The organism is Formivibrio sp. oc-25, from assembly GCF_055810895.1.
The window spans coordinates 1-20,975 of the sequence record NZ_JBVVOL010000010.1; the positions used below are offsets into that span (position 1 = coordinate 1).

A 20,975-nucleotide genomic window follows, 5' to 3' on the forward strand; every position below is an offset into this window, starting at 1 on the left:
GCGCGGCGTGATCGTGCAGGTGGGCGTGAGTGGCGACGTATCGATTCCGATCGGCGTGCTGGTGGGCAAGGAAATCAGCCTGGTGGGTGCTTTCCGTTTCCACAGCGAATACGCGCTGGCTGCGCGGCTGTTGAAGGAAGGTCGCATCAATGTGAAGCCGATCATCACCGCGACCCTGCCAATCGAAAAGGCAGTGGAAGCGTTCGAGCTGGCCTCGGATCGCCGTTCGCAGATGAAGGTGCAGCTGACCTTCTGATCGAAAGCCCGGCTGGAACCTGCTTTGTGCAAGGTACTCGTCCGGGCCGATTTCGTTTTCTGAGTTGGGTAGGACTCTCCTTGACCGCCAGGTATCCCCTGGCGGTTTTTTTACTTTCCTACAAGGACCAACTCGGTGTGGATGGCTGACTTGGACTTCAGTTCATTGCATTGCGGGCAGAACCAGTTGGTGGCACCACAGGCAGCCAGGCGTTCCAGTTCCGATCCACAGGTATCGCATAACCCGCGTAGCCGATAGTTGGTCTGACATTGCGGGCAGTGCCAATGATTCGCCTGATATTCCAGTACAGCATTACAGGCGGGGCAGGAGCGTTCCATATTGATCACCTTTGGGCTTGAATCAAGCCCTGTTTTGCGGCCAAGGATTTCTGTTTTTCCAGCATCTTCTGGCGGATTTCCGGCAAGGCGGCCAGCAGGGCCTTTTCGCCTTCCAGGGTTGCCACGTTTTTCAGATCAAAATCCGTGGCACCGATCTGGCCGACCTTTGGCCGAATCACAACATCGGCGCGTGCCAGTTCCTGTTCGCCCAGCTTTTGCCCCATGATGGCAATCGACTGGTTGACGATGCCGAGCATGTTTTTCGCCTCGCCATCGCTGGCTTTTTTCGAGATATCGACGGCAATGATGAAATCTGCACCCAGTTCGTGTGCAGCATCCACGGGTACCGGGCTGACCACGCCGCCATCAACATAGCGCTTGCCACTGATCATCACTGGTTCGAATACACCGGGAATGCTTGATGATGCGCGCACGGCCTGACCTGCATTGCCACGTACAAAGACCACGCGCCGCCCGGTTTCCAGTTCCGTGGCCACGGCGGCAAAGGGTTTGCCGAGTTTTTCCAGTGGGCGATTTTGCAGCAGTGTATTCACATAGCTTTGTAATTTCTCGCCTTTGACCAGTCCGCCGGAAAACAGGCTGACATCGCGGATCTGGGCTTCATCAAGCGCAAATGCGTGTATCTGCAGTGCAAACGCATCCATGCCACCCGCATACAGCGAGCCGACCACGCTGCCGGCGCTGGTGCCGGTCACCACATCGGGCCTGATGCCCTGGGCTTCCAGCATCTTGATCACGCCGATATGGGCAAAACCCTTGGCGGCGCCGCCGCCGAGAGCCAGGCCGATTTTCAGTTGCGGCAGCGGCTTGGCAGGTTCAGGCTGGGAAACTTGTGGCGGTGTGGATTGGCAGGCTGCCAGCAACAAAGTGAGCAGGCCGACCGACAGTATTTTCTTCATTTCAGCTAGATCTTTCGAGAGTTTCAACGATGGCGGCTGAGCCATCACTGCGCCATTTCACATCAAATTCATACAGGCGTACGCCGTAAATGCGCTGCGGATCTGCAGCGTAGGCCGGTCGTGGATCCTGGGCCAGTACTTCCTGAATCAGTGCCGACAGATCGGGATAATCGTGCTGGCAGGCTTCGCATTGCGCCATGGCCGTGGCGGTGAACACTACCGCCAATTCTGCAGGCGGACCATCGACAAAACCGCCCAGCGCCTGGGGCTGGCTTTCCACAAACGGGATATACGGCTTGATATCCAGAATCGGGGTGTTGTCGACCAGATCCACGCCACGAAAACGCAATACCACACCATCGACAGTGTCAATGCCGGCAAGTTCCACCAGCGATAGCCCGAGCGGGTTGGGCCGAAAGGGTGAGCGGCTGGCAAACACGCCAACGCGCTTGTTGCCTCCCAGTCGCGGGGGGCGCACGGTCGGGTTCCAGTCACCAGCTGTCTGGTGGAAGACAAAGGTCAGCCATACATGCGAGAAGTCTTCCAGGCCCCGCACGGCCTCGGGGCGATCAAACGGGGCTGCCAAGCGCAAGGTGCCGACGGCATGTGCCGCCAGTCTTGGCTGGCGTGGAATGCCGAACTTGTCCGGAAACGGGGTGCGCAGATAGCCGATGGGGGTAAAACTGAAAAGATCAGACACGGGGAGAACAAAAGCCTGTGGCAGTACGTATGCCGGTATTGTGCCAAACCATGTGGCTGCCAGGTGAACGATGGTATTTCAAGTGACAGATGGCGGAGTCAGTCGTTTTCAAACCAGTCTGGATGGCGCTCTGCAGTGGGCTTGAAGGTCTGGCTCATTTCGGTCAGGTGCATGTGCATGGCAGCGACAGCCTTGTCCGGGTCGCGCGCACGCAAACCTTCGACCACGGCCTTGTGTTGGTCGACCATTTTGGCGATGGGGGAGAAATCCGGCATTGTCAGGAAGCGTACACGATCCATCTGCGCCTTGATGTGTTCGATCATGTCCCAGGCTTCGATGCAATCGATGGATTTGGCCAGGATAAAGTGGAATTCGTCGTCCAGTTCCAGAAACAATGCTTTGTCGTTGGTCTGTGCGGCAAAGATCTGCTTGGTCAGGATGGTGTCGAGTTCCATCAGATATTCGTCGCTGATCGACAAAGCGGCTTTACGTACGATGGCGGTTTCAACGGCCTCGCGGATAAAGCGCGCGTTGCGCACCTGGCGTGAAGAAATCTTGCGCACGAATGTGCCACGTTGTGGCAGGATCTGGATCAAGCCAGCCTCGGCCAGCTTGATGAAGGCATCACGTACCGGCTGGCGCGAGACACCGAACATCTCGGAAATCTCCTTGTCCGAAATGGGCTCTCCCGGTGCGAACTTGCAGTTCACAATCGATTGTTTGAGCGCATTGTAAATCTGCTGTCCGGCGGAGACGGCCGGAGTGATTGCTGCCGGAGATTTCTTTTTCATGGATCGTGTGCCAAGTCTGTAAATAACAATTCCGGCGGCATTTTAACTTGCCGCCGGAATTTATCCATCAAGGATATCAATTACTTATTTCGCTACGCCAAACAGCATGTTGGGCAACCACAACGAAAGTTGCGGAATGTAGGAAACCAGGAACAGCACGATGATGTTGCCCACCAGGAACGGGAAGATGGCCTTGATCACATCCGACAACGGGGTCTTGGCGATGTTTGCACAGACAAACATGCACACGCCAACCGGCGGGGTAGTCAAACCGATCATCAGGTTCAGCACAGCAAACGTGGCAAAGTGCACCGGATCGATGCCCACGCTGGTTGTCACTGCCATCAGTGCCGGGAACAGAATGATCAGCGCAGCAATCGTTTCCATGAACATGCCTACGACCAGCAACAGGATGTTGATCAACAGGATGATCACATACTTGTTGTCGGTAATGGACAGCATGCCTTGGGCAATGGCTTGCGGAATTTCTTCCGCGGCCATGATCCAGCCGAACACGTTGGCGATACCGACCAGCGCGAGCAGGGCGGCAGAAGTCACCGCGCTATCGATCACGATCTTTGGTACCTGGCGCAGCGTAATACCCTTGTAGATATAAATACCCACTACAAACGCATAGATACAGGCCAGGATCGCGGTTTCAGTCGGTGTTACCACACCGCTCAAAAGACCGCCGATGATCAATGCTGTCAGCAGCAAGGCCCAGACTGCACCGCGCAATGAAGCCCACAACTCGCCCCAGCCTTTCCAGTCCTGGCGCGGGTAGTTGTTTTTCACAGCCAGAATGTAGCAGACCAGCATCATGCCGCAGCCGAGCAACAGGCCGGGAATGGCACCTGCCATGAACATGCGGCCCACTGAAACCCCGGTCAGGGCACCGACAATAATCATCGGAACGCTCGGCGGGATGATCGGACCCACGGTCGAAGCAGCGGCAGTAATGGCAGCGGCAAAGCTGATCGGATAACCGGCTTTTTTCATGCCGGGAATCATCACCGCGCCGATCGATGCTGCTTCAGCCACGGCGGTACCGGAAATGCCCGCGAACAGCATCGAACCTGCTACGTTGGTCAGACCCAGGCCGCCGCGAATCCAGCCCACCCCGGCATTGGCAAAGCGGATGATACGGTCGGTAATGCCGCCACCGTTCATCAGGTTGCCGGCAAGGATAAAGCCGGGGATACACAGCAGCGTGAACGAATCAACGCCGGCAAAGATCTTTTGCGGGAAAACGACCAGTGGCATATCGGCATACATCAGCAGATAGGCGACGGAAGAAACACCCAGGCAGATGGCGACAGGTACGCCAATGACCAGACACAGAAAGAAAGTGCCAAAAAGTATTGCGATTCCCATGTCAGACCTCGGACGCGTTGTGGGAGGTGAATTCGGTTTCTTTCATACCAACGAGCAGTTCAATGAATTTGATCAGCCCGAAGAGGCCGAGCAAAACAGAGAAGAGCGTCATGGTGACAAAGACATAATCCATGGTTAGGTTCACCAGTACCGACGAAGTCTGCATGGCACCGAGTTCGGTAAATTCCCACGAAGCAGGTACCAGCATGAATCCGAAGATGCTGACCAGCGCAGCGGAGAGCAGATCACACGCGCGGCGCAGTGGCGGGGGCATGTGCATCAGTACCAAGTCGACATTGACCAGATCGCCAGTCAGTACCGAGGCGCCCACACCCAGACCCAGCACGTACAGCAAAGCAATACGCGACATTTCTTCGGTCCAGATCGGCGGCTGTGCCATGAACGTGCGACCGAAGATCTGCACGGTGACGGCGACAATCATCAGGGTAAAGGCCAGGAAAATACCGATCTTGATCAGTTTTTCCGCAGCTTTGAGTATTCCGACCATTTTTTTTCCTTGAAGGCAAAAAGCAAAAGGTGCCGATTACAACCGGCCAGCCAATAGCGGCTGGCGCGGTCGTATTGAGGTGTTGCTTACTTGCCGGTGTACAGCTTTTCAACTGTAGGCTTGATTTCGTCCTTCACGGTACCCAGTACGGCTTGCTTGGCAATCTTGGCAAAGCCGCTGGTGTCGGTGTCAACGAAGGTCATGCCCTTGGCCTTGAGTTCGGCTTCCAGCTTCTTCTCGTCAGCGATCATCAGTTCACGCTCGTAGGCTTGGGCGCGTTTTGCTGCTTCGTAGAGAGCCTTCTGCTGTTCGGCATTGAGCTTGTTGAAGGACTTCTGGCCGATGGTGATGTAGATCCAGGAGCGAACGTGTTCGGTACGGTTCACGTACTTTTGCACTTCGAAGAAGCTGGCGGACTTGATCAGGGCCAGCGGATTTTCCTGGGCTTCGATCACGCCGGTTTGCAGCGAGGTAAACACTTCGCCGAATGCCATCGGGGTGGGTTGGGCACCGGCAGCACGCCAGTAGCCAACGAATACCGGCACGTTCGGTACGCGCATCTTCAGGCCCTTGACATCGTCAACAGTCTTGATCGGCTTGTTGGTGGTCAGGTAGCGCGCGCCACGGGCGAAGTAGGCCAGCGGAACAATCTTGGCTTTCTCGGCGATTTCCTTCTTGATTTCCTCGCCGATCGGGCCTTGAACAACCTTGTCCATTTCCTCAAGGTTCTTGAAGGCAAACGGCAGGGCTAGCATCGCAGCCTTGGGTGCCCAGTTCTGCAGGGATTCGCCGGTAATGTTCATGTCAACGGTGCCCAGTTGCATGCCGTTGTTCAGATCCATTTCCTTGCCGAGCGAATCGTTCGGGAATACCTTGACTTCAACTGCACCCTTGGTCAGTGCTTTGACTTCTTCGGCAAACTTCAGCGAGCCCTTGTGCCAGGAGTTTTCTTCGTTGGCGATGTGGCCAAGCTTCAGAACGATCGGTGCGGCTTGTGCTGAGCTGGCGCAGATCAGTGTGGCAGCAGTGGCGGCAACGATACGAGCGATTTTTCCGTTAAAGCGAACCATGTCTTTCTCCTACTTGAGTAATAGAACGAGTGTTTTTAACTGCTTTGTGGCGGAATGCCTGTGGAGTCTTTTTTGACCCTCTTGTCTGTGACAGCATAGGCCATCAACTTTATTTATCCATGAATGCAACGTGACTTTTTACGGTTGATTGCCGTTTGTAGTCTTGTTGCGGTTACAAACATATACTAATATACCAGCCAAGTTCAAGAATTTTTTTGAACTCGTCTTCCCTGTCATCAAAAATCCAACAGGAGCCCTGCCATGGCCGAATCCCTCCCCCGTCTGAACCGTTCACAGTTGCCAAATCTGAAAAAGTTTTTGTTTGACAAAGAGTTGGGTGATCCGGCTATCGGCATCGTCCACTTTGGTCTCGGTAACTTCCATCGCGCCCACCAGGCCATCTATACCGAAGAGGCGATGCTGGCCGCCGGTGGTGACTGGGGTATCTGCGGTGTAACGCTGTTGGATGACGTAGCCATGCAGGCTGCGCTACAGGAACAGGATTGCCTCTACACCGTGCTGGTGCGTGACCGTGACGGGGAAAAGCCACAGGTGATCCGCTCGATCAAGAAGGTGATCGTGGCGCCGCGCCAGTCGCAGGAATTGAAGGATCTGCTGCTCAGCCCACAAGTGAAGATCGTGTCGCTGACCGTAACCGAGAAGGGCTATTGCTACGACCCGAAAACCAGCGGTCTGGATTTCAACAATCCGGGCGTGCAACACGACCTGGCGAATCCAGAACAGCCCAAGACCGCCCCTGGCTACCTGGTATGGGCTTTGAAGAACCGCAAGGAATATCCGTTCACCGTGTTGTCGTGCGACAACCTGGCGCATAACGGCACCATCCTGCGCAATGTGGTGCTGCAATTTGCCGAAGCGCTGGATAAGGATCTGGCCAAGTGGATCGCCGAGAACGTACGCTTCCCGTCGACCATGGTCGACCGCATTGCCCCGGCCACGACCGATGGTGAGCGTGAGGCTGCCGCCAAGGCACTGGGTATGGTCGATGCCTGGCCGGTGCCGTGCGAAGACTTCCGTCAGTGGGTAATTGAAGACAATTTCGCCATGGGTCGTCCGGCCTGGGAAAAAGCCGGTGCCATGCTGGTCGATGACGTGATTCCGTATGAACTGGCCAAGCTGCGCATGCTCAACGGCACGCACTCGACCATTGCCTATCTGTCGATGCTGGCCGGGTTCGAGACCGTGGATGAAGCGATTGCCGATGAGGATATCTTCAACCTGATCCGCAACATGATGGATCAGGAAGTCGCCCCGACGCTGACCGTACCGGACAGCTTTGATCGCGTGGCTTATCGCGATCAGCTGCTCAAGCGCTATGCCAATCCGTCACTCAAGCACAAGACCGCCCAGATCTCGATGGATGGCAGCCTGAAATTGCCCCCGCGCATTCTGGGTGTGATTGCAGATCGCATTGCTACGGGTCAATCGTTCAACCGCCTGGCCTTGGCTGTGGCGGCGTGGATGCGCTTCCTGCTGTGCAAGTCCGAAGCAGGCCAGACGTACAGTGTGAACGACCCGATGGCCGAGCGCCTGACTGCGCTCGCGGCACAGACCGGCGGCGACAATGCCAAGCTGGTGGAAACGCTGTTGGCCGTGCGTGAAATCTTCCCGCAGGAACTGGCTTCTAATCCGCAAGTGGTGGCAGCCATTCGTGCCGCAGCCGATAGCCTGCAAGCCAATGGTGCCAAGGCGACGGCCCGCCAGTACGCCTGATTGACACAGTAGTTTCATTCTTCAACCGGTTCGCGGCTTTGGGTCGCGAGCCGGTTTTGTTTATGGGGCTTGCCAAAGCGGCTTTTGCCCCGGAAACTGAGCGCCTTTCCCGTTTACATTCAATTCGCTATGGCTATTTACTTTCGTGCTGAAAATGTTCCTGAACTCGCAGGTCTGTCCAAATGGGAGCGCCGTGTGCTGTTGCGCGGAACCTTCCTGAAGGAGCGTACCGTATCGTCTCTGGTCCTGATGTTCGTGGTATTGGCCAGTGTGCATTTCATCGTCAATCCGATCCTGATGAGCCAGTTTCCGGGCGTGCGGGAAAGTGCGGCTTTGTATCTGGTGATTCTGGTGGGCTGGCTGCTGTTGTGGATGTGGGTGCGCGATATCGTGATGATGAATGTGCTGCGCCCGAAAATTGCCGCCAAGCTGGTCGAAATCGAAGCCAAGAAGAAGGCGGCTGCCGGCTCTGATGCTGCAGCGTAACACGCTATAATCCCACGTTTACCGAATTCCCCTGCAGGCTGACATCATGCGCACTTCGCAACTTTATCTCTCCACGCTCAAAGAGGCCCCGGCCGAGGCTGAACTGGTTTCCCACAAACTGATGCTGCGCGCCGGCATCATCAAGCGCCTGGGCTCCGGGCTCTATACCTGGATGCCGCTCGGTCTGCGCATTCTGAAGAAAGTGGAAGCCGTGGTGCGCGAAGAAATGAATCGCGCAGGCGCGCAGGAGCTGTTGATGCCCACGGTCCAGCCGGCCGAGCTGTGGCAGGAAACCGGGCGCTGGGAAGTGTTTGGCCCGCAGATGCTCAAGATCAAGGATAGGCACGAGCGCGATTTCTGTTTCGGTCCGACGCACGAAGAGGTGATTACCGATATCGCCCGTACCGAATTGCGTTCGTATAAGCAATTGCCGGCCAATTTCTACCAGATCCAGGTCAAGTTCCGCGACGAAATCCGTCCGCGTTTCGGTGTGATGCGCGCGCGCGAATTCATGATGAAGGATGCCTATTCCTTCCATGCCAACTATGAAAGTCTGGAGGCCACCTATTCGGTGATGCACCAGACCTACAGCAATATCTTCAGCCGTCTGGGTCTGACTTTCCGTGCCGTGGCAGCCGATACCGGCGCAATTGGCGGTTCGGGCAGCCATGAATTCCATGTGCTGGCCGATGCGGGCGAGGATTTGCTCGCCTACTGCCCGGATTCGGATTATGCCGCCAACGTTGAGCTGGCCGAAGCCGTGGCGCCGGCGCACCACCGAGCCCGCGCGCTCCAGGATATGCAGGAAGTTGCCACGCCGGGCAAGATTGCCTGCGAGGATGTGGCCAAATTCCTGAATCTGCCACTGGATAAAACCGTCAAGGCCATTGCAGTGGTCAACGACGAGGGTGTGTTCCACCTGTTGCTGTTGCGTGGCGATCACAACCTGAATGAAGTGAAAACCAACAAGATCGATGGCCTGGCGACCTTCCGTTTTGCCACGGAAGCCGAAGTGGAAAGCACGCTCGGCTGCCGTCCGGGGTATATCGGTCCGGTCGGTGTTCCGGAATCGGTGCGCGTGATTGCTGACCGCACCGTGTTTGCCATGAGCGATTTTGTCTGTGGCGCCAACAAGCCGGGCTACCACCTGACTGGCGTGAACTTCCTGCGCGATCTGCCCGATCCGGTTGTGGTGGCCGACATCCGCAACGTGGTGGCCGGCGATCCGAGCCCGGATGGCAAGGGCAGGCTGGAGCTGTGCCGCGGCATTGAAGTGGGCCATATCTTCCAGTTGCGCACCAAGTATTCCGAGGCGATGAACTGCCTGTTCACCGATCAGGATGGTCAGCAGAAAGTTATGGAAATGGGCTGCTATGGCATTGGCGTATCGCGCGTAGTGGCAGCAGCCATCGAGCAGGGCCATGACGACAAGGGCATCATCTTCCCGGCCGCGCTGGCGCCGTTCACCGTGGCCATCGTGCCGATGGGCTACCACCGTTCGGAAACCGTGCGTGCTGCTGCCGATGCGCTCTACCTGAAGCTGGTGGCCGCCGGTGTGGATGTGCTGCTCGATGACCGCAACGAGCGCCCGGGTTCGATGTTTGCCGATATGGAGCTGATCGGCATTCCGCACCGTTTCACCATTGGCGACAAGGGTCTGGCCGAGGGTCTGATCGAGTACGTGTCGCGTCGTAGCGGCGAGATGGAAAAGATTGCGCTCGATGGTGCGACCGATTTCATTCGCAACAAGCTGGCGGAGTAAATTGATGTCCTTGCGCTGCCTTGCTTTGTGCCTGTTGCTGGCGGTAGGCCTGGCCCATGCCGGCACGCAGCGCGAGGAAGATTTGTCGCAGTCGGTGCAGACTGCGATGCAGCGCTCGATCAATGACCGGGTCGAACCGCGTCTGGTATTTCGTAATCCGGCCGAGGGCGATGCCTGGCTCAATGAGATGTCGGCACGCCTGGCAAAGCGCGTGCCGGATGAATTTATCCGGCGCAAGCTGCTCACGGCTATTCACTATGAAGCCACGCGCGCCGGGCTCGATCCGCAAATGGTGCTGGGGCTGATTCATGTCGAGAGCGGCTTCAATCGTTACGCCATCTCCAGTGCCGGTGCGCGCGGGTTGATGCAGGTGATGCCGTTCTGGGTGCGCCAGATCGGCAGTAGCGAACATAATCTGTTCGACATGCATACCAATCTGCGTTTTGGCTGCACCATCCTGCGCCATTATCTCGATATTGAAAAAGGCGATCTGTTCCGAGCGCTTGGCCGCTACAACGGCAGCCTGGGCCGGGCCGAATATCCGAACCTGGTGCATGGCGCCTGGAAGAGCCGCTTTTCGTGGGAGCCGCCTGTCCAGCTTGCCCGCAACGGAGCGCGCTGATGCAGATCTGGGTGGATGCCGACGCCTGCCCCAAGGTGATCAAGGAAATTCTGTTTCGCGCTGCTGAACGCTGGCAGGTCAATGTGACGCTGGTTGCCAATCAGTTGATCGCGGTTCCGCGTTCCGCCTTTATCCGTGCTGTGCAGGTGCCGCATGGCTTCGATGTGGCCGACAACGAAATCGTGCAGCGCGCCGAGGTGGGCGATCTGGTGATTACCGCCGATATCCCGCTGGCGGCCGAGGTGATAGCCAAGGGTGCCATTGCGCTCAACCCGCGTGGCGAGCGCTATTCGCCGGAAAATATCCGCGAGCGGCTCAATATGCGCGATTTTCTCGATATCCTGCGCGCCAGCGGCATCGAAACCCGTGGTCCGGATGCCTTTAGCCTGGCGGATCGCCAGGCCTTTGCCAGCCAGCTGGATCGATTACTGGCAAAACGTGCCCAGTCCTGAATAGGCTCAAGAGGTTGCACTTGCAGGAATCGGTGGTAGAAATACCTATTGCGCATCGCCGGCCGGCGTTTGGCGGGCAGGGTGGGGCGACTAAAGGGTATAATACCCGGTTAGTCTGTTCGCATCCGGCGAGCCGGCCCTCTTGTGAGTTCTCCATGTCTGAAGTTTCTGTTTCCCTGTTTGCTGATCTTGATCTGGGCGAGCCGCTGTTGCGCGCTCTGCAGGAGGTCGGCTACGAATCTCCTTCGCCGATCCAGGCGCAAACCATTCCCTATCTGCTGAACGGGCGCGATGTGCTGGGCCAGGCCCAGACCGGCACCGGCAAGACGGCGGCATTCGCGCTGCCGATTCTGGCGCGCATCGACCTTGAGCAGCGTACCCCGCAGGCGCTGGTGCTGGCCCCCACGCGCGAACTGGCCATCCAGGTGGCCGAAGCTTTCCAGCGCTACGCCGCGCATATTCCCGGCTTCCATGTGCTGCCGATCTATGGTGGACAGAGCTACGGACCGCAGCTTTCTGCCTTGCGTCGTGGCGTGCATGTGATTGTCGGCACACCGGGCCGGGTGATCGACCATCTGGACAAGGGCTCGCTGGATCTTTCCCAGATCAAGAATCTGGTGCTGGATGAGGCCGACGAAATGCTGCGCATGGGCTTTATCGACGATGTCGAGCGCATCCTGCAGGAAACGCCGGCAACGCGTCAGACCGCGCTGTTCTCTGCCACCATGCCTTCTGCCATCAAGCGCATTGCCAAGACATATCTGCGCGAACCGGCTGAAGTGACAGTGGCTGCCAAGACGGGCACCGCCGAAAATATCCACCAGCGCTACTGGCTGGTCAGCGGCATGCACAAGCTCGATGCGCTGACGCGTATCCTGGAAGCCGAACCGTTCGACGGCATGATCATCTTTGCGCGCACCAAGCTGGGCACGGAAGAATTGGCAGGAAAACTGCTGGCGCGCGGTTTCTCCGCCGCCGCGATCAACGGCGACCTGCAACAGCAGCAGCGTGAGCGCATCATCGCTCAGCTCAAGGACGGCAGCATTGACATTCTGGTGGCAACCGACGTTGCCGCACGCGGGCTGGATGTCGAGCGTATCAGCCACGTCATCAACTACGATGTGCCGACCGACCCTGAAAGCTATACCCACCGTATCGGCCGTACCGGGCGGGCAGGGCGCAGTGGCGAAGCCATCCTGTTTATTACCCCGCGTGAACGCAACCTGCTGAAAATGATCGAGCGTTCCACGCGCCAGCCGGTCGCTCCGCTGGAATTGCCGACGATCCAGGCTGTGAACGATGTGCGCATTGCCCGGTTCAAGGATCAGATTACCGAAACGCTGGCCGCAGGCGAGCTGGAGCTGTTTGCATCGCTGGTCGAAGATTACGAGCGCGAACACAACATCCCGGCGATCGAGATTGCTGCAGCGCTCGCGAAGCTGGCGCGCGGTGGTGTGCCCTTGTTGCTGGAAAAACCCAAGCGTGAAGCCTGGAGCGAAGAGCGTTCCGAGCGTTCAGAACGGCCCGATCGCCGTCCGCGTGCCGAGCGTGAGCGTGAACCACGCACTGATCTGCCGAAGAAAGAGCGCGTGTTCCGCGCGGCGGAAGCGGGTATGAAAAGCTACCGCATCGAAGTGGGTTACGCGCATGGCGTGAAGCCGGGCAATATCGTGGGGGCGATTGCCAACGAAGCCAATCTGGATTCGAAAAACATCGGCCGCATCGATATTTATGATGATTATGCGATTGTCGATCTGCCGCAAAGCCTGGGTGCCGAAACACTTGAGCAGCTCCAGAACGTGCGGGTGGCCGGCCGGGCATTGCAAATCCGTCCCGATCAGGCCCCCAGCGAGACGGCCAAGCCAGTGAAAACTGCTGCGCCGAAGGTTTCGCTGGAGGCAACAGTCGAGCGTTCGCTGCAGGAGGCGGTTGCAGCGCCAGAGGAAGCAGCCGCCAAGCCGAAAAAGGACAAGCTTCGTACCAAGTCCGCCAGCAAGTCCAGCACCTATCGCATCGAGGTCGGCCGCCAGCATGCCGTGACGCCGGGCCAGATCGTTGGCGCGATCGCCAACGAGGCGCAACTGGATGCCAAGCTGATCGGCCAGATTGCAATCTTTGATAACTACAGCTTGGTCGAGCTGCCCGATGGCATGCCCGACGATCTGTTGTCGAAATTGCAGCGTGTATGGGTCGCCGGGCAGACGCTGCGCATCAGCCGAGGTGGCGAGATGCCGCCGGAAGCGACGCCGCGCCGTATCAAACCAGTTCCGGGTAAACCTGGAGCAGCGGGCAAGCCGACCGTCAAGCGCCGGGATGATTCGGATGCGGGTGGCGCCAAGTCACCGCGCCGAAAACCCAAGGCCTGATTCTGTCTGCTAGGCTCTGTTGATATTTGGGCAAGCCCGCCATTCTTGCTGGTGGCTTTGTCGCCAATGCTCGCAAGGCTACAACCTTGCTTGCGCTTGGCTTCTCGCCCCGGCAAGTTGGCGGGCTTGCGTAAAAAACAATCAAACGTCAACAGAGCCTAATGCCCTGCTCCCCGAGCAGGGCATTTTTGTAACCGGACATGCCGATTGGTACCATCAAAACGTCAACAGAATCTGACCGGAAAAGGCGTGTATGAAGTTATGCATCATTGGGGGTTCCGGGCATTTCGACTACGTGCTCGACGGGCTGGCTCAGCTTGCGGATTTGGCATTGTGTGGCTATGCGCCCGGCTCGGCAGATGAGGACCTGTCCAAGCTGCAGTCACGCCTTGCCGCAAAGGGCCTGACGCCGCAGGCTTTTGCCGACTGGCGCACGATGCTGGATATGTGTCGCCCGGAAATCGTGGCGGTCAATCCGCACTTTGGCGATCATGGCTGCATCAATGCCGAATGTCTGCGACGTGGCATCCATGTCTATGCGGAAAAGCCGCTGGCGACCACGCTGCAGGAATTGGACGAGCTGGAGCGGTTGTGGCGGGTATCCGGCGTGCACCTGGCCGCGATGTTCGGTATTCGTTACAAGCCCTGGTTTCTGACGGCCCGGCAGGCGGTGCTGCAGGGGGCGATCGGTTCCGTGCGCCTTATGCATGCGCAGAAGTCCTACCGGCTTGGCAGGCGGCCTGCGTTCTACACCCGACGTGAAACCTTCGGTGGCACGATCCCTTGGGTCGGGTGTCACGCCATCGACTGGCTGCGCTGGTTCAGCGGGCAGGAATTTGTTTCTGTTTATGCCCGGCATTCGTGTTGCGCCAACCTTGATCATGGCGAGCTCGAAAGCAGTGCGATCTGCGCATTCGAGCTGACGGATGATGTGGCCGCCACGGTCAATATCGACTACTTGCGCCCTGCGGCAGCGCCAAGCCACGACGACGATCGGCTGCGCGTGGTTGGCAGTACGGGAATCATCGAGGTGCGCAACCGGCAGGTGTATTTGATCAACGATTCGGGCGAGCAGGTGCTGCCGCAACTAGCGGAAATCCAGTGTTTTGCCGATTTTGTCGCGTCGATCCAAGGAGAGGGCGTTTGCCTGGTGTCGGCACAGGACGCTTTTCGCAGCACGCGTGCCAGTTTGCTGGCGCGCCAGGCAGCTGACCTGCGTACGGTGATCATGTTCTGAAGGGTCCGCCATTTACTTTTTATTTATAAATTCACCAAAACTATCTACACCGTTTTTTCCTGACATCCTCTATTGTTGTAAGCAGTGATAAACCGGGATCGGTCATGATCGGTACTGCAGGAAAAACCTCTGCTTCTTCCATGTCAGCCAAGGCGCGTTATGCGCTGGCCGCTGTGGCATGCACGGCAGTCACCCTGGCAACCGTGCCGTTCAGCGATACGCTGGACCAGGCCAATGCCGTGATGATGTTTCTGCTGGTGGTGTTTCTGGTGTCACTCAAGCTCGGGCGCGGTCCGGCGGTTTTTTCCGCAGTATTCGGCGTGGCGCTGTTTGATTTTTTCTATGTGCCGCCGCATTTCACCTTCGCTGTCAGTGATGGCCTGTATCTGATCACGCTGGCGGTCATGCTGGCCGTGGGGCTGATCACGACCCGCCTGACTGCCAATCTGCAGGAAGAAACCGAACAGGTGGCCCGGCACGAACGGGAAACCGAAGATTTGTATGAACTCGGGCGCAAGCTGACCGGCGCTGCCACGCTGATCCAGGTGGAAGAGGCCATGCAGGCGTATCTAAGTATTCGCCAATGCCGGGGACAGTTGTTTCTGTTAAGCCCGGAGCGCAAGCTCGAAACGGGTACTGCCAGCGCGGATGAGCTGGCTTGCCTGGCGCAGGCTTTTGAAAATAGCAAATGTGTGCATGGCCAGGGCGCGGTGGCCGGTGTGCAGTATCTGCCGCTGGTGGCGCCAATGTGCGTGCGCGGTGTACTGGCGATCTATCCACAATCCTCACTGAAGCAATACCTGGCCGGCAAGCCAGAGCAGTTTGCGACTTTGGCCTCGCTGCTGGCGATTGCGATCGAGCGCCTGCATTACGTGGAGGTGGCCAGCCGTACCGAATTGCAGATCAGTGCCGAGAAATTGCGCAGCTCGCTGCTGTCGGCCCTGTCGCATGATCTGCGCACGCCGCTGACAGCCCTGGTCGGTCTGGCCGATACCCTGGCGCAAACTGAGGAACTGACGGATTCGGCGCGCGCCAATGCGTTGCTGATCCGCGGCCAGGCGCAGGCGATGTTCCAGTTGCTGACCAATCTGCTTGATATGGCGCGTCTGCAATCGGGCAAGGTGGTACTGCGCCGGGATTGGCAACTGTTCGAGGACGTGATCAGTGCCGCCCTGCATCTGTTGCGCCCGGCGCTGGGCGAGCGGCCTGTCCTGGTCCGTCAGACCCCGGATCTGCCGCTGGTCGAGTTCGATGCTGTGCTGATCGAGCGCGTGCTGTGCAACCTGATCGAGAACGCAGCCAAATACTCACCGGCTGATCAGCCCATTGAGATTCGTACCTGGCTGGATGAACCGTACGCCTGCCTGGAGGTGTGTGATCATGGCCCGGGCTTCCCGGCTGATCGCATCGAGCAATTGTTTGAATTGTTCGAACGCGGCGAGGCCGAGTCGAACAAGCCTGGCGTCGGGCTTGGTTTGGGCATCTGCAAGGCCATTGCCGAGGCGCATGGCGGAAAGATCACGGCGATCAACCGGCCGCAAGGCGGTGCCTGCGTGGTGTTGCGCTTGCCACTTGGCACGCCGCCGCAGGTAGAGGACGAAGTCGAACATGTCTGATGCGACCATCACCATTCTGCTGATCGAAGACGAGCCGCATATCCGGCGCTTCGTGCGTACCGCGCTGGAAGGGCAGGCGTGGAAAGTGGTCGAGGCCGAGACCGGGCAGCGCGGCTTGATTGATGCCGGTACCCGTCGGCCTGATCTGCTGATTCTGGATCTGGGCTTGCCGGATATGGATGGCGTCGAACTGATCCGCGATTTTCGCAGCTGGTCCGAGGCGCCGGTGCTGGTGCTGTCCGCACGCAGCGATGAAACCGACAAGATCGATGCGCTCGATGCCGGTGCCGATGATTATCTGACCAAGCCGTTTGGTGTTGGCGAGCTGATCGCCCGCGTGCGGGCACTGATACGCCGGCATGTGCGGCAGCAGGAACCGACGCCTACGGTCACGTTTGGCGATGTCTGCGTCGATTTCTCGCGTCGCGAAGTGACTCGCAACGGCGAAGCTGTCCATCTGACCCCGATCGAATACCGCCTGTTGTGCGCGCTGATCAGCGGGGCGGGCAAGGCGCTGACGCACCGCATGCTGATGCAGGAAGTCTGGGGGCCGAATCACAGTGAGAGCAGCCATTACCTGCGCATCTACATGAGTCGCTTGCGTCAGAAACTGGAAGCAGACCCGGCCCAGCCCGTGCATCTGCTCACCTTGTCCGGTATCGGTTACAAATTCCAAATCTAGTAAACAGGAACAATCATGCAATCACCTTCCAGCAATAACCGGCAGGCTGCGCTTACCTTGGCAGCGCTGGGTGTTGTTTTTGGCGATATCGGTACCAGCCCGCTCTACGCGCTGAAAGAAAGCCTGTTGCACGCAAGTGGCGGCAGTCCGCAAGCCGCGCATATTTTCGGCATCCTGTCGCTGATCTTCTGGTCGATCATGATGGTGGTGTCGTTCAAATACCTGCTGGCGATCATGCGTGCCGACAACAAGGGCGAGGGCGGTATCCTGGCTTTGATGGCGCTGGCGCAACGCGGCCAGACTCCAGGCAGTAAACGTTCCCGCCTGATCGTCATCCTGGCAATTTTTGGCGCAGCGCTGTTTTACGGCGATGGCATGATCACACCCGCGATCTCGGTGCTGTCCGCCTTTGAAGGGATCAGCGTGATTTCACATGCGTTTGATCAATATATCTTGCCGCTGACTATCATCGTGCTGATTGCACTGTTCATGTTGCAAAAGCATGGCACTTCCGCGGTAGGCAAGCTGTTCGGCCCGATCATCATGGTCTGGTTTGCCACGTTGGCAACCTTGGGCGTGATCAGCATTGTCAAGACGCCTGAGGTCTTGCAGGCGCTCAGCCCGCTCCATGCCATGAGTTTCTTTGCCCAATCCCCGCTGCTGGCTTTTACCACCCTGGGCGCAGTGGTGCTGGCCGTTACCGGGGGCGAAGCACTCTACGCCGATATGGGGCATTTCGGTCGCGATGCCATTCGCCGGGCATGGTTTTTTGTCGCGCTGCCGGCACTCACCCTCAACTATTTTGGTCAGGGTGCCTTGCTGCTGCGCACGCCTGCCGCGATCAAGAACCCGTTCTACCTGCTGGCGCCGGATTGGGCCATGGTGCCGATGGTGGTGCTGGCAGCCTGTGCGACGGTGATCGCTTCGCAGGCGGTGATTTCCGGTGCGTTTTCCGTGACCAATCAGGCCGTTCACTTGGGTTATTGCCCACGAATGGCTGTACGGCATACCTCCGAGCATGAAATCGGCCAGATCTATGTGCCGCAGATCAACTGGTTCTTGCTGGTGGCAGTGATTGTGCTGGTGCTGACCTTCAAATCGTCGGGCAACCTGGCGTCCGCCTATGGTTTCTCGGTATGCGCCACGATGGTGATCGAAACTTCGATTGCACTGACCGTGCTCGGACGCGGTTTGAAAGGGCCGCTGCGTCTGTTGGTGTGGGGGGCCGTTGGCTGTTTCCTGCTGGTGGATGCCAGTTTCCTTTCCGCCAACATGTTCAAGCTGGTCGAAGGCGGCTGGTTCCCGCTGCTGATCGGCCTGATCGTATTCACGCTGATGATGACCTGGAAGCGTGGGCGCATGATTCTGTATCGCAAGTTGCGTGAAGGCGAGTTGCCGCTGCGCGGCTTCGTGGAAAGTCTGGAGATGGCGCCACCGCAGCGCGTGGAAGGGGTGGCCGTGTTCATGACCGGCAGTACCGATTCCGTACCGCATGCCCTGCTGCACAACCTCAAGCACAACAAGGTGCTGCATGAGCAGGTGGTGTTCATGACAATCCAGACCAGCGATGAGCCGTATGTGCCGCTGCGCGAACAGGTAGTGATCCGCAAACTGGGCGAAACGTTCTATCAGGTGATCGCCACGCTGGGCTTCAAGGATGATGTGAGTGTGACCTCGATCCAGAATCAGGTCATGCAATTGCAGCCGGAACTCGATTTCGATCCGATGCGTACGTCCTACTTCCTCTCGCGCGAGACCGTGGTCAAGGCGCGTCACCCGGCCCTGACCTGGTGGCAGCACGGGCTGTTTTCCTGGATGTCATCCAACGCGATGCGCGCTACAACCTACTTTGGCATTCCACCCAACCGGGTAGTCGAGATGGGTACGCAGATCGAAATGTAGGCGAGAGGATGAAAAGGGGGCAGAACCGATTCTGCCCCCTTTTCATTTCGACCTTCAATCAGGCCGCGTTTTCTTCCAGCCCGTTATGGCGCAGCAGTGCATCGATTTTGGGTTCGCGGCCACGGAAGGCCTTGAATGATTCCAGTGCCGGGCGTTCGCCGCCGCGTCCCAGGATTTCATGGCGGAAGCGTGCGCCGGTGGCCGGGTTGAGAATCCCTTCCTCCTCGAACGCTGCGTACGCGTCGGCCGACAGCACTTCGGCCCATTTGTAGCTGTAGTAGCCTGCCGCGTAGCCGCCGGCAAAGATGTGGCTGAAACTCTGCGGGAAGCGGTTGTAGAACGGCGGCAGGGGCAAGCCCAGTTCCTGCTGGATGCTCTCGGCCAGTGCCTGCACATCGGTGGGTTCGACGCATTGATGCAGCGCCATGTCGAAGATCGAGAAATACAGCTGGCGCTGCATGCCACTGCCGCTCTGGAAGTTCTTCGCGGCCAGCATCTTGCCGAACAGTTCATGCGGCAAAGGTTCGCCGGTTTCGGCGTGGCTGGTCATTTTCGGCAGCAACTGCCATTCCCAGCAGAAGTTTTCCATGAACTGGCTGGGCAATTCGACTGCATCCCACTCCACACCACTGATGCCGGAGACACCCAGCTCGTCGACTTCAGTCAGCAGATGGTGCAAGGCATGGCCGAATTCGTGGAAGAGGGTGATGACGTCGTCGTGGCGCAATAGGGCCGGTTTGCCGTCGATGCCGCTGGCGAAGTTGCACACCACCAGCGCCACCGGCGTCTGGATGCTGCCGTCAGCGAGCTTGCGCCGGGCGCGTACGTCGTTCATCCAGGCACCGCCCTGCTTGCCTGCGCGGGCGTACAGATCCAGATACAGGCCGCCCACGAGCGAGCCATCGGCATTTTTCAGCTCGAAATAGCAAACGTCCGGATGCCACAGCGGCGCTTCCGCTTCGACAAAGCGCAAGCCGTACAGGGTTTCGATCAGGTGGAACAGGCCGGAGAGTACGTTGGGTTCGGTGAAGTACTGCTTCACTTCCTGTTCGGAGAACGCGTATTTCTGTTCGCGGATCTTCTCTGATACATAGCCCACATCCCATGGCTCAAGCTGACGGATGCCCAGGTTTTCGAATGCCCAGGTCACCATGGCGGCGCGATCGTTCATCACGAACGGACGACAACGGTGCGCGAGATCCTTCAGGAATGTCAGCACCTGCTCCGGCGATTCGGCCATCTTGGTGGCCAGCGATTCCTCGCCGTAGTTGGCAAAGCCCAGCATCTGTGCGGCTTCCTGGCGTAGCTGCAGGATTTCCTTGATCAGCGGGCCGTTGTTCCATTCGTCGCGATCGAATTCGGAAGCGCGCGTAACGTAGGCGGTATACATCTGTTCGCGCAAGGCGCGATCACGCACGTATTGCATGACCGGGATATAACTCGGCGCCTTGAGCGTGAATTTGTAGCCCAGGCGGTTATCGGCTTCGGCGGCAGCGCGGGCTGCGGCCAGATTGTCGGCAGGCAGGCCGGCCAGGCGTTTTTCATCGCGGATATAGGCGGCGTAGCTGTCGGTGGCATCGAGCAGGTTTTGCGAGAAACGATTGGTCAGTTCCGACAGGCGTTCGGCCAGTTGCTTGAAACGCTCCTTCTGTTCGGGCGGCAATTCGGCACCGGACAGGCGGAAATCACGCAGTGCGTGTTCGACAATGGTTTGGCGTGCTTGCGAGTATTTCTTGAAGGCTGCGCTCTTGTGCAGCTTCTTGTAGCCTTCGTACAGCGCTTCGTTCTGGCCGAGCTCGGTATAGAAGTTGGAAATGCGCGCGATATTGCTGTTGTAGGCATCGCGCAGTTCCGGCGAATTGACCACGCTTTCCAGGTGGCCAGCGATTCCCCAGGCCCGGCCGAGCTTTTCCAGCGCGTTTTCCATCGGCTCCACGAAGTTTTCCCAGGTGGGCTTGGCGATCTCTTGTACGGCGCTGACCGCATCACGGCAGTCATTCAGCAGGACATCCAGCGCGGGTGTGATGTGTTCCGGACGCACCTCGGCATAGCGGGGCAATCCGGAAAAATCAAGCAAGGGATTATTTACGGCAACGGTCATGGATGGGCCTCGGGTAAAATGGATGAAATCTCGCATTGAAGAGATGGGCGCAAGGGCA

Annotated in this window: 18 protein-coding genes and 1 pseudogene; 11 read left to right on the forward strand and 8 right to left on the reverse strand. The window is 58.1% G+C overall.

Annotation, left to right across the window (positions count from 1 at the left end):
* Positions 1-256, forward strand: a pseudogene (locus tag AC0KVQ_RS08480) (hypothetical protein); the annotation flags it as partial.
* Positions 257-366: 110 nt separating this feature from the next.
* Here the strand turns inward: AC0KVQ_RS08480 and AC0KVQ_RS08485 are convergent.
* The 7 genes from AC0KVQ_RS08485 to AC0KVQ_RS08515 form a co-directional block, all read right to left on the reverse strand.
* Complete coding sequence (locus tag AC0KVQ_RS08485; RefSeq protein ID WP_473420714.1) at positions 367-594, reverse strand: zinc ribbon domain-containing protein; 228 nt, start codon at positions 592-594, stop codon at positions 367-369.
* A gap of 5 nt (positions 595-599) precedes the next feature.
* Complete coding sequence (locus AC0KVQ_RS08490) at positions 600-1,514, reverse strand: patatin-like phospholipase family protein (protein WP_473420715.1); 915 nt, start codon at positions 1,512-1,514, stop codon at positions 600-602.
* 1 nt (position 1,515) lies between these two features.
* A complete protein-coding gene (gene tsaA / locus AC0KVQ_RS08495; RefSeq protein ID WP_473420716.1) occupies positions 1,516-2,214 on the reverse strand; it encodes a tRNA (N6-threonylcarbamoyladenosine(37)-N6)-methyltransferase TrmO in 699 nt (232 codons plus the stop codon).
* A 98-nt stretch (positions 2,215-2,312) separates the two neighbouring features.
* On the reverse strand, positions 2,313-3,005 hold the full coding sequence (locus AC0KVQ_RS08500) for a GntR family transcriptional regulator (RefSeq protein WP_473420717.1): 693 nt from the start codon (positions 3,003-3,005) through the stop codon (positions 2,313-2,315).
* A gap of 84 nt (positions 3,006-3,089) precedes the next feature.
* Entirely contained in the window at positions 3,090-4,379 is a 1,290-nt protein-coding gene (locus AC0KVQ_RS08505) for a TRAP transporter large permease (protein WP_473420718.1), read from the reverse strand.
* A gap of 1 nt (position 4,380) precedes the next feature.
* Complete coding sequence (locus AC0KVQ_RS08510) at positions 4,381-4,887, reverse strand: TRAP transporter small permease (protein WP_473420719.1); 507 nt, start codon at positions 4,885-4,887, stop codon at positions 4,381-4,383.
* Between the two features lie 86 nt (positions 4,888-4,973).
* Positions 4,974-5,957: a TRAP transporter substrate-binding protein gene (locus AC0KVQ_RS08515; protein WP_473420720.1), complete on the reverse strand. Its 984-nt coding sequence runs from the start codon at positions 5,955-5,957 to the stop codon at positions 4,974-4,976.
* Between the two features lie 261 nt (positions 5,958-6,218).
* Between AC0KVQ_RS08515 and AC0KVQ_RS08520 the strand changes: the two genes are divergently transcribed.
* The 10 genes from AC0KVQ_RS08520 to AC0KVQ_RS08565 all read left to right on the forward strand — a co-directional run bounded on the left by AC0KVQ_RS08520 (position 6,219) and on the right by AC0KVQ_RS08565 (position 18,816).
* Entirely contained in the window at positions 6,219-7,691 is a 1,473-nt protein-coding gene (locus AC0KVQ_RS08520) for a mannitol dehydrogenase family protein (protein ID WP_473420721.1), read from the forward strand.
* Positions 7,692-7,820: 129 nt separating this feature from the next.
* Positions 7,821-8,177, forward strand: coding sequence for a hypothetical protein (locus AC0KVQ_RS08525; RefSeq protein ID WP_473420722.1), 357 nt, complete (start codon positions 7,821-7,823; stop codon positions 8,175-8,177).
* Positions 8,178-8,223: 46 nt separating this feature from the next.
* Entirely contained in the window at positions 8,224-9,939 is a 1,716-nt protein-coding gene (locus AC0KVQ_RS08530; protein ID WP_473420723.1) for a proline--tRNA ligase, read from the forward strand.
* Between the two features lie 4 nt (positions 9,940-9,943).
* Positions 9,944-10,561, forward strand: a complete 618-nt coding sequence (locus tag AC0KVQ_RS08535) for a lytic transglycosylase domain-containing protein (protein WP_473420724.1) — start codon at positions 9,944-9,946, stop codon at positions 10,559-10,561.
* The gene (locus tag AC0KVQ_RS08540) at positions 10,561-11,013 is read left to right on the forward strand and encodes a YaiI/YqxD family protein (protein ID WP_473420725.1); all 453 of its coding nucleotides are present in this window, start codon (positions 10,561-10,563) and stop codon (positions 11,011-11,013) included. Before AC0KVQ_RS08535 ends, AC0KVQ_RS08540 begins: the two co-directional genes overlap by 1 nt.
* A 155-nt stretch (positions 11,014-11,168) precedes the next feature.
* Positions 11,169-13,379 carry a DEAD/DEAH box helicase gene (locus AC0KVQ_RS08545; RefSeq protein ID WP_473420726.1) on the forward strand — a complete coding sequence of 737 codons (2,211 nt, stop codon included), beginning with the start codon at positions 11,169-11,171 and terminating at the stop codon, positions 13,377-13,379.
* 253 nt (positions 13,380-13,632) lie between these two features.
* Positions 13,633-14,616: a Gfo/Idh/MocA family protein gene (locus AC0KVQ_RS08550; RefSeq protein WP_473420727.1), complete on the forward strand. Its 984-nt coding sequence runs from the start codon at positions 13,633-13,635 to the stop codon at positions 14,614-14,616.
* Between the two features lie 104 nt (positions 14,617-14,720).
* Positions 14,721-16,232 carry a DUF4118 domain-containing protein gene (locus tag AC0KVQ_RS08555; RefSeq protein ID WP_473420728.1) on the forward strand — a complete coding sequence of 504 codons (1,512 nt, stop codon included), beginning with the start codon at positions 14,721-14,723 and terminating at the stop codon, positions 16,230-16,232.
* Complete coding sequence (kdpE, locus tag AC0KVQ_RS08560; RefSeq protein ID WP_473420729.1) at positions 16,225-16,914, forward strand: two-component system response regulator KdpE; 690 nt, start codon at positions 16,225-16,227, stop codon at positions 16,912-16,914. Before AC0KVQ_RS08555 ends, kdpE begins: the two co-directional genes overlap by 8 nt.
* A 15-nt stretch (positions 16,915-16,929) precedes the next feature.
* Entirely contained in the window at positions 16,930-18,816 is a 1,887-nt protein-coding gene (locus AC0KVQ_RS08565; protein WP_473420730.1) for a potassium transporter Kup, read from the forward strand.
* A 58-nt stretch (positions 18,817-18,874) separates the two neighbouring features.
* On the opposite strand, the gene AC0KVQ_RS08570 is transcribed toward AC0KVQ_RS08565, so the two are convergent.
* Positions 18,875-20,917 carry a M3 family metallopeptidase gene (locus AC0KVQ_RS08570; protein WP_473420731.1) on the reverse strand — a complete coding sequence of 681 codons (2,043 nt, stop codon included), beginning with the start codon at positions 20,915-20,917 and terminating at the stop codon, positions 18,875-18,877.
* Between the last annotated feature and the right edge of the window lie 58 nt (positions 20,918-20,975).

What these genes read in the sequence shown, in the direction of transcription:
- AC0KVQ_RS08485 (WP_473420714.1), bottom strand. Translation starts at nt 594, where the DNA reads ATGGAACGCTCCTGCCCCGCCTGTAATGCTGTACTGGAATATCAGGCG.
- AC0KVQ_RS08490 (WP_473420715.1), bottom strand. Translation starts at nt 1,514, where the DNA reads ATGAAGAAAATACTGTCGGTCGGCCTGCTCACTTTGTTGCTGGCAGCC.
- AC0KVQ_RS08500 (WP_473420717.1), bottom strand. Translation starts at nt 3,005, where the DNA reads ATGAAAAAGAAATCTCCGGCAGCAATCACTCCGGCCGTCTCCGCCGGA.
- AC0KVQ_RS08505 (WP_473420718.1), bottom strand. Translation starts at nt 4,379, where the DNA reads ATGGGAATCGCAATACTTTTTGGCACTTTCTTTCTGTGTCTGGTCATT.
- AC0KVQ_RS08510 (WP_473420719.1), bottom strand. Translation starts at nt 4,887, where the DNA reads ATGGTCGGAATACTCAAAGCTGCGGAAAAACTGATCAAGATCGGTATT.
- AC0KVQ_RS08515 (WP_473420720.1), bottom strand. Translation starts at nt 5,957, where the DNA reads ATGGTTCGCTTTAACGGAAAAATCGCTCGTATCGTTGCCGCCACTGCT.
- AC0KVQ_RS08520 (WP_473420721.1), top strand. Translation starts at nt 6,219, where the DNA reads ATGGCCGAATCCCTCCCCCGTCTGAACCGTTCACAGTTGCCAAATCTG.
- AC0KVQ_RS08525 (WP_473420722.1), top strand. Translation starts at nt 7,821, where the DNA reads ATGGCTATTTACTTTCGTGCTGAAAATGTTCCTGAACTCGCAGGTCTG.
- AC0KVQ_RS08530 (WP_473420723.1), top strand. Translation starts at nt 8,224, where the DNA reads ATGCGCACTTCGCAACTTTATCTCTCCACGCTCAAAGAGGCCCCGGCC.
- AC0KVQ_RS08535 (WP_473420724.1), top strand. Translation starts at nt 9,944, where the DNA reads ATGTCCTTGCGCTGCCTTGCTTTGTGCCTGTTGCTGGCGGTAGGCCTG.
- AC0KVQ_RS08540 (WP_473420725.1), top strand. Translation starts at nt 10,561, where the DNA reads ATGCAGATCTGGGTGGATGCCGACGCCTGCCCCAAGGTGATCAAGGAA.
- AC0KVQ_RS08545 (WP_473420726.1), top strand. Translation starts at nt 11,169, where the DNA reads ATGTCTGAAGTTTCTGTTTCCCTGTTTGCTGATCTTGATCTGGGCGAG.
- AC0KVQ_RS08550 (WP_473420727.1), top strand. Translation starts at nt 13,633, where the DNA reads ATGAAGTTATGCATCATTGGGGGTTCCGGGCATTTCGACTACGTGCTC.
- AC0KVQ_RS08555 (WP_473420728.1), top strand. Translation starts at nt 14,721, where the DNA reads ATGATCGGTACTGCAGGAAAAACCTCTGCTTCTTCCATGTCAGCCAAG.
- kdpE (WP_473420729.1), top strand. Translation starts at nt 16,225, where the DNA reads ATGTCTGATGCGACCATCACCATTCTGCTGATCGAAGACGAGCCGCAT.
- AC0KVQ_RS08565 (WP_473420730.1), top strand. Translation starts at nt 16,930, where the DNA reads ATGCAATCACCTTCCAGCAATAACCGGCAGGCTGCGCTTACCTTGGCA.
- AC0KVQ_RS08570 (WP_473420731.1), bottom strand. Translation starts at nt 20,917, where the DNA reads ATGACCGTTGCCGTAAATAATCCCTTGCTTGATTTTTCCGGATTGCCC.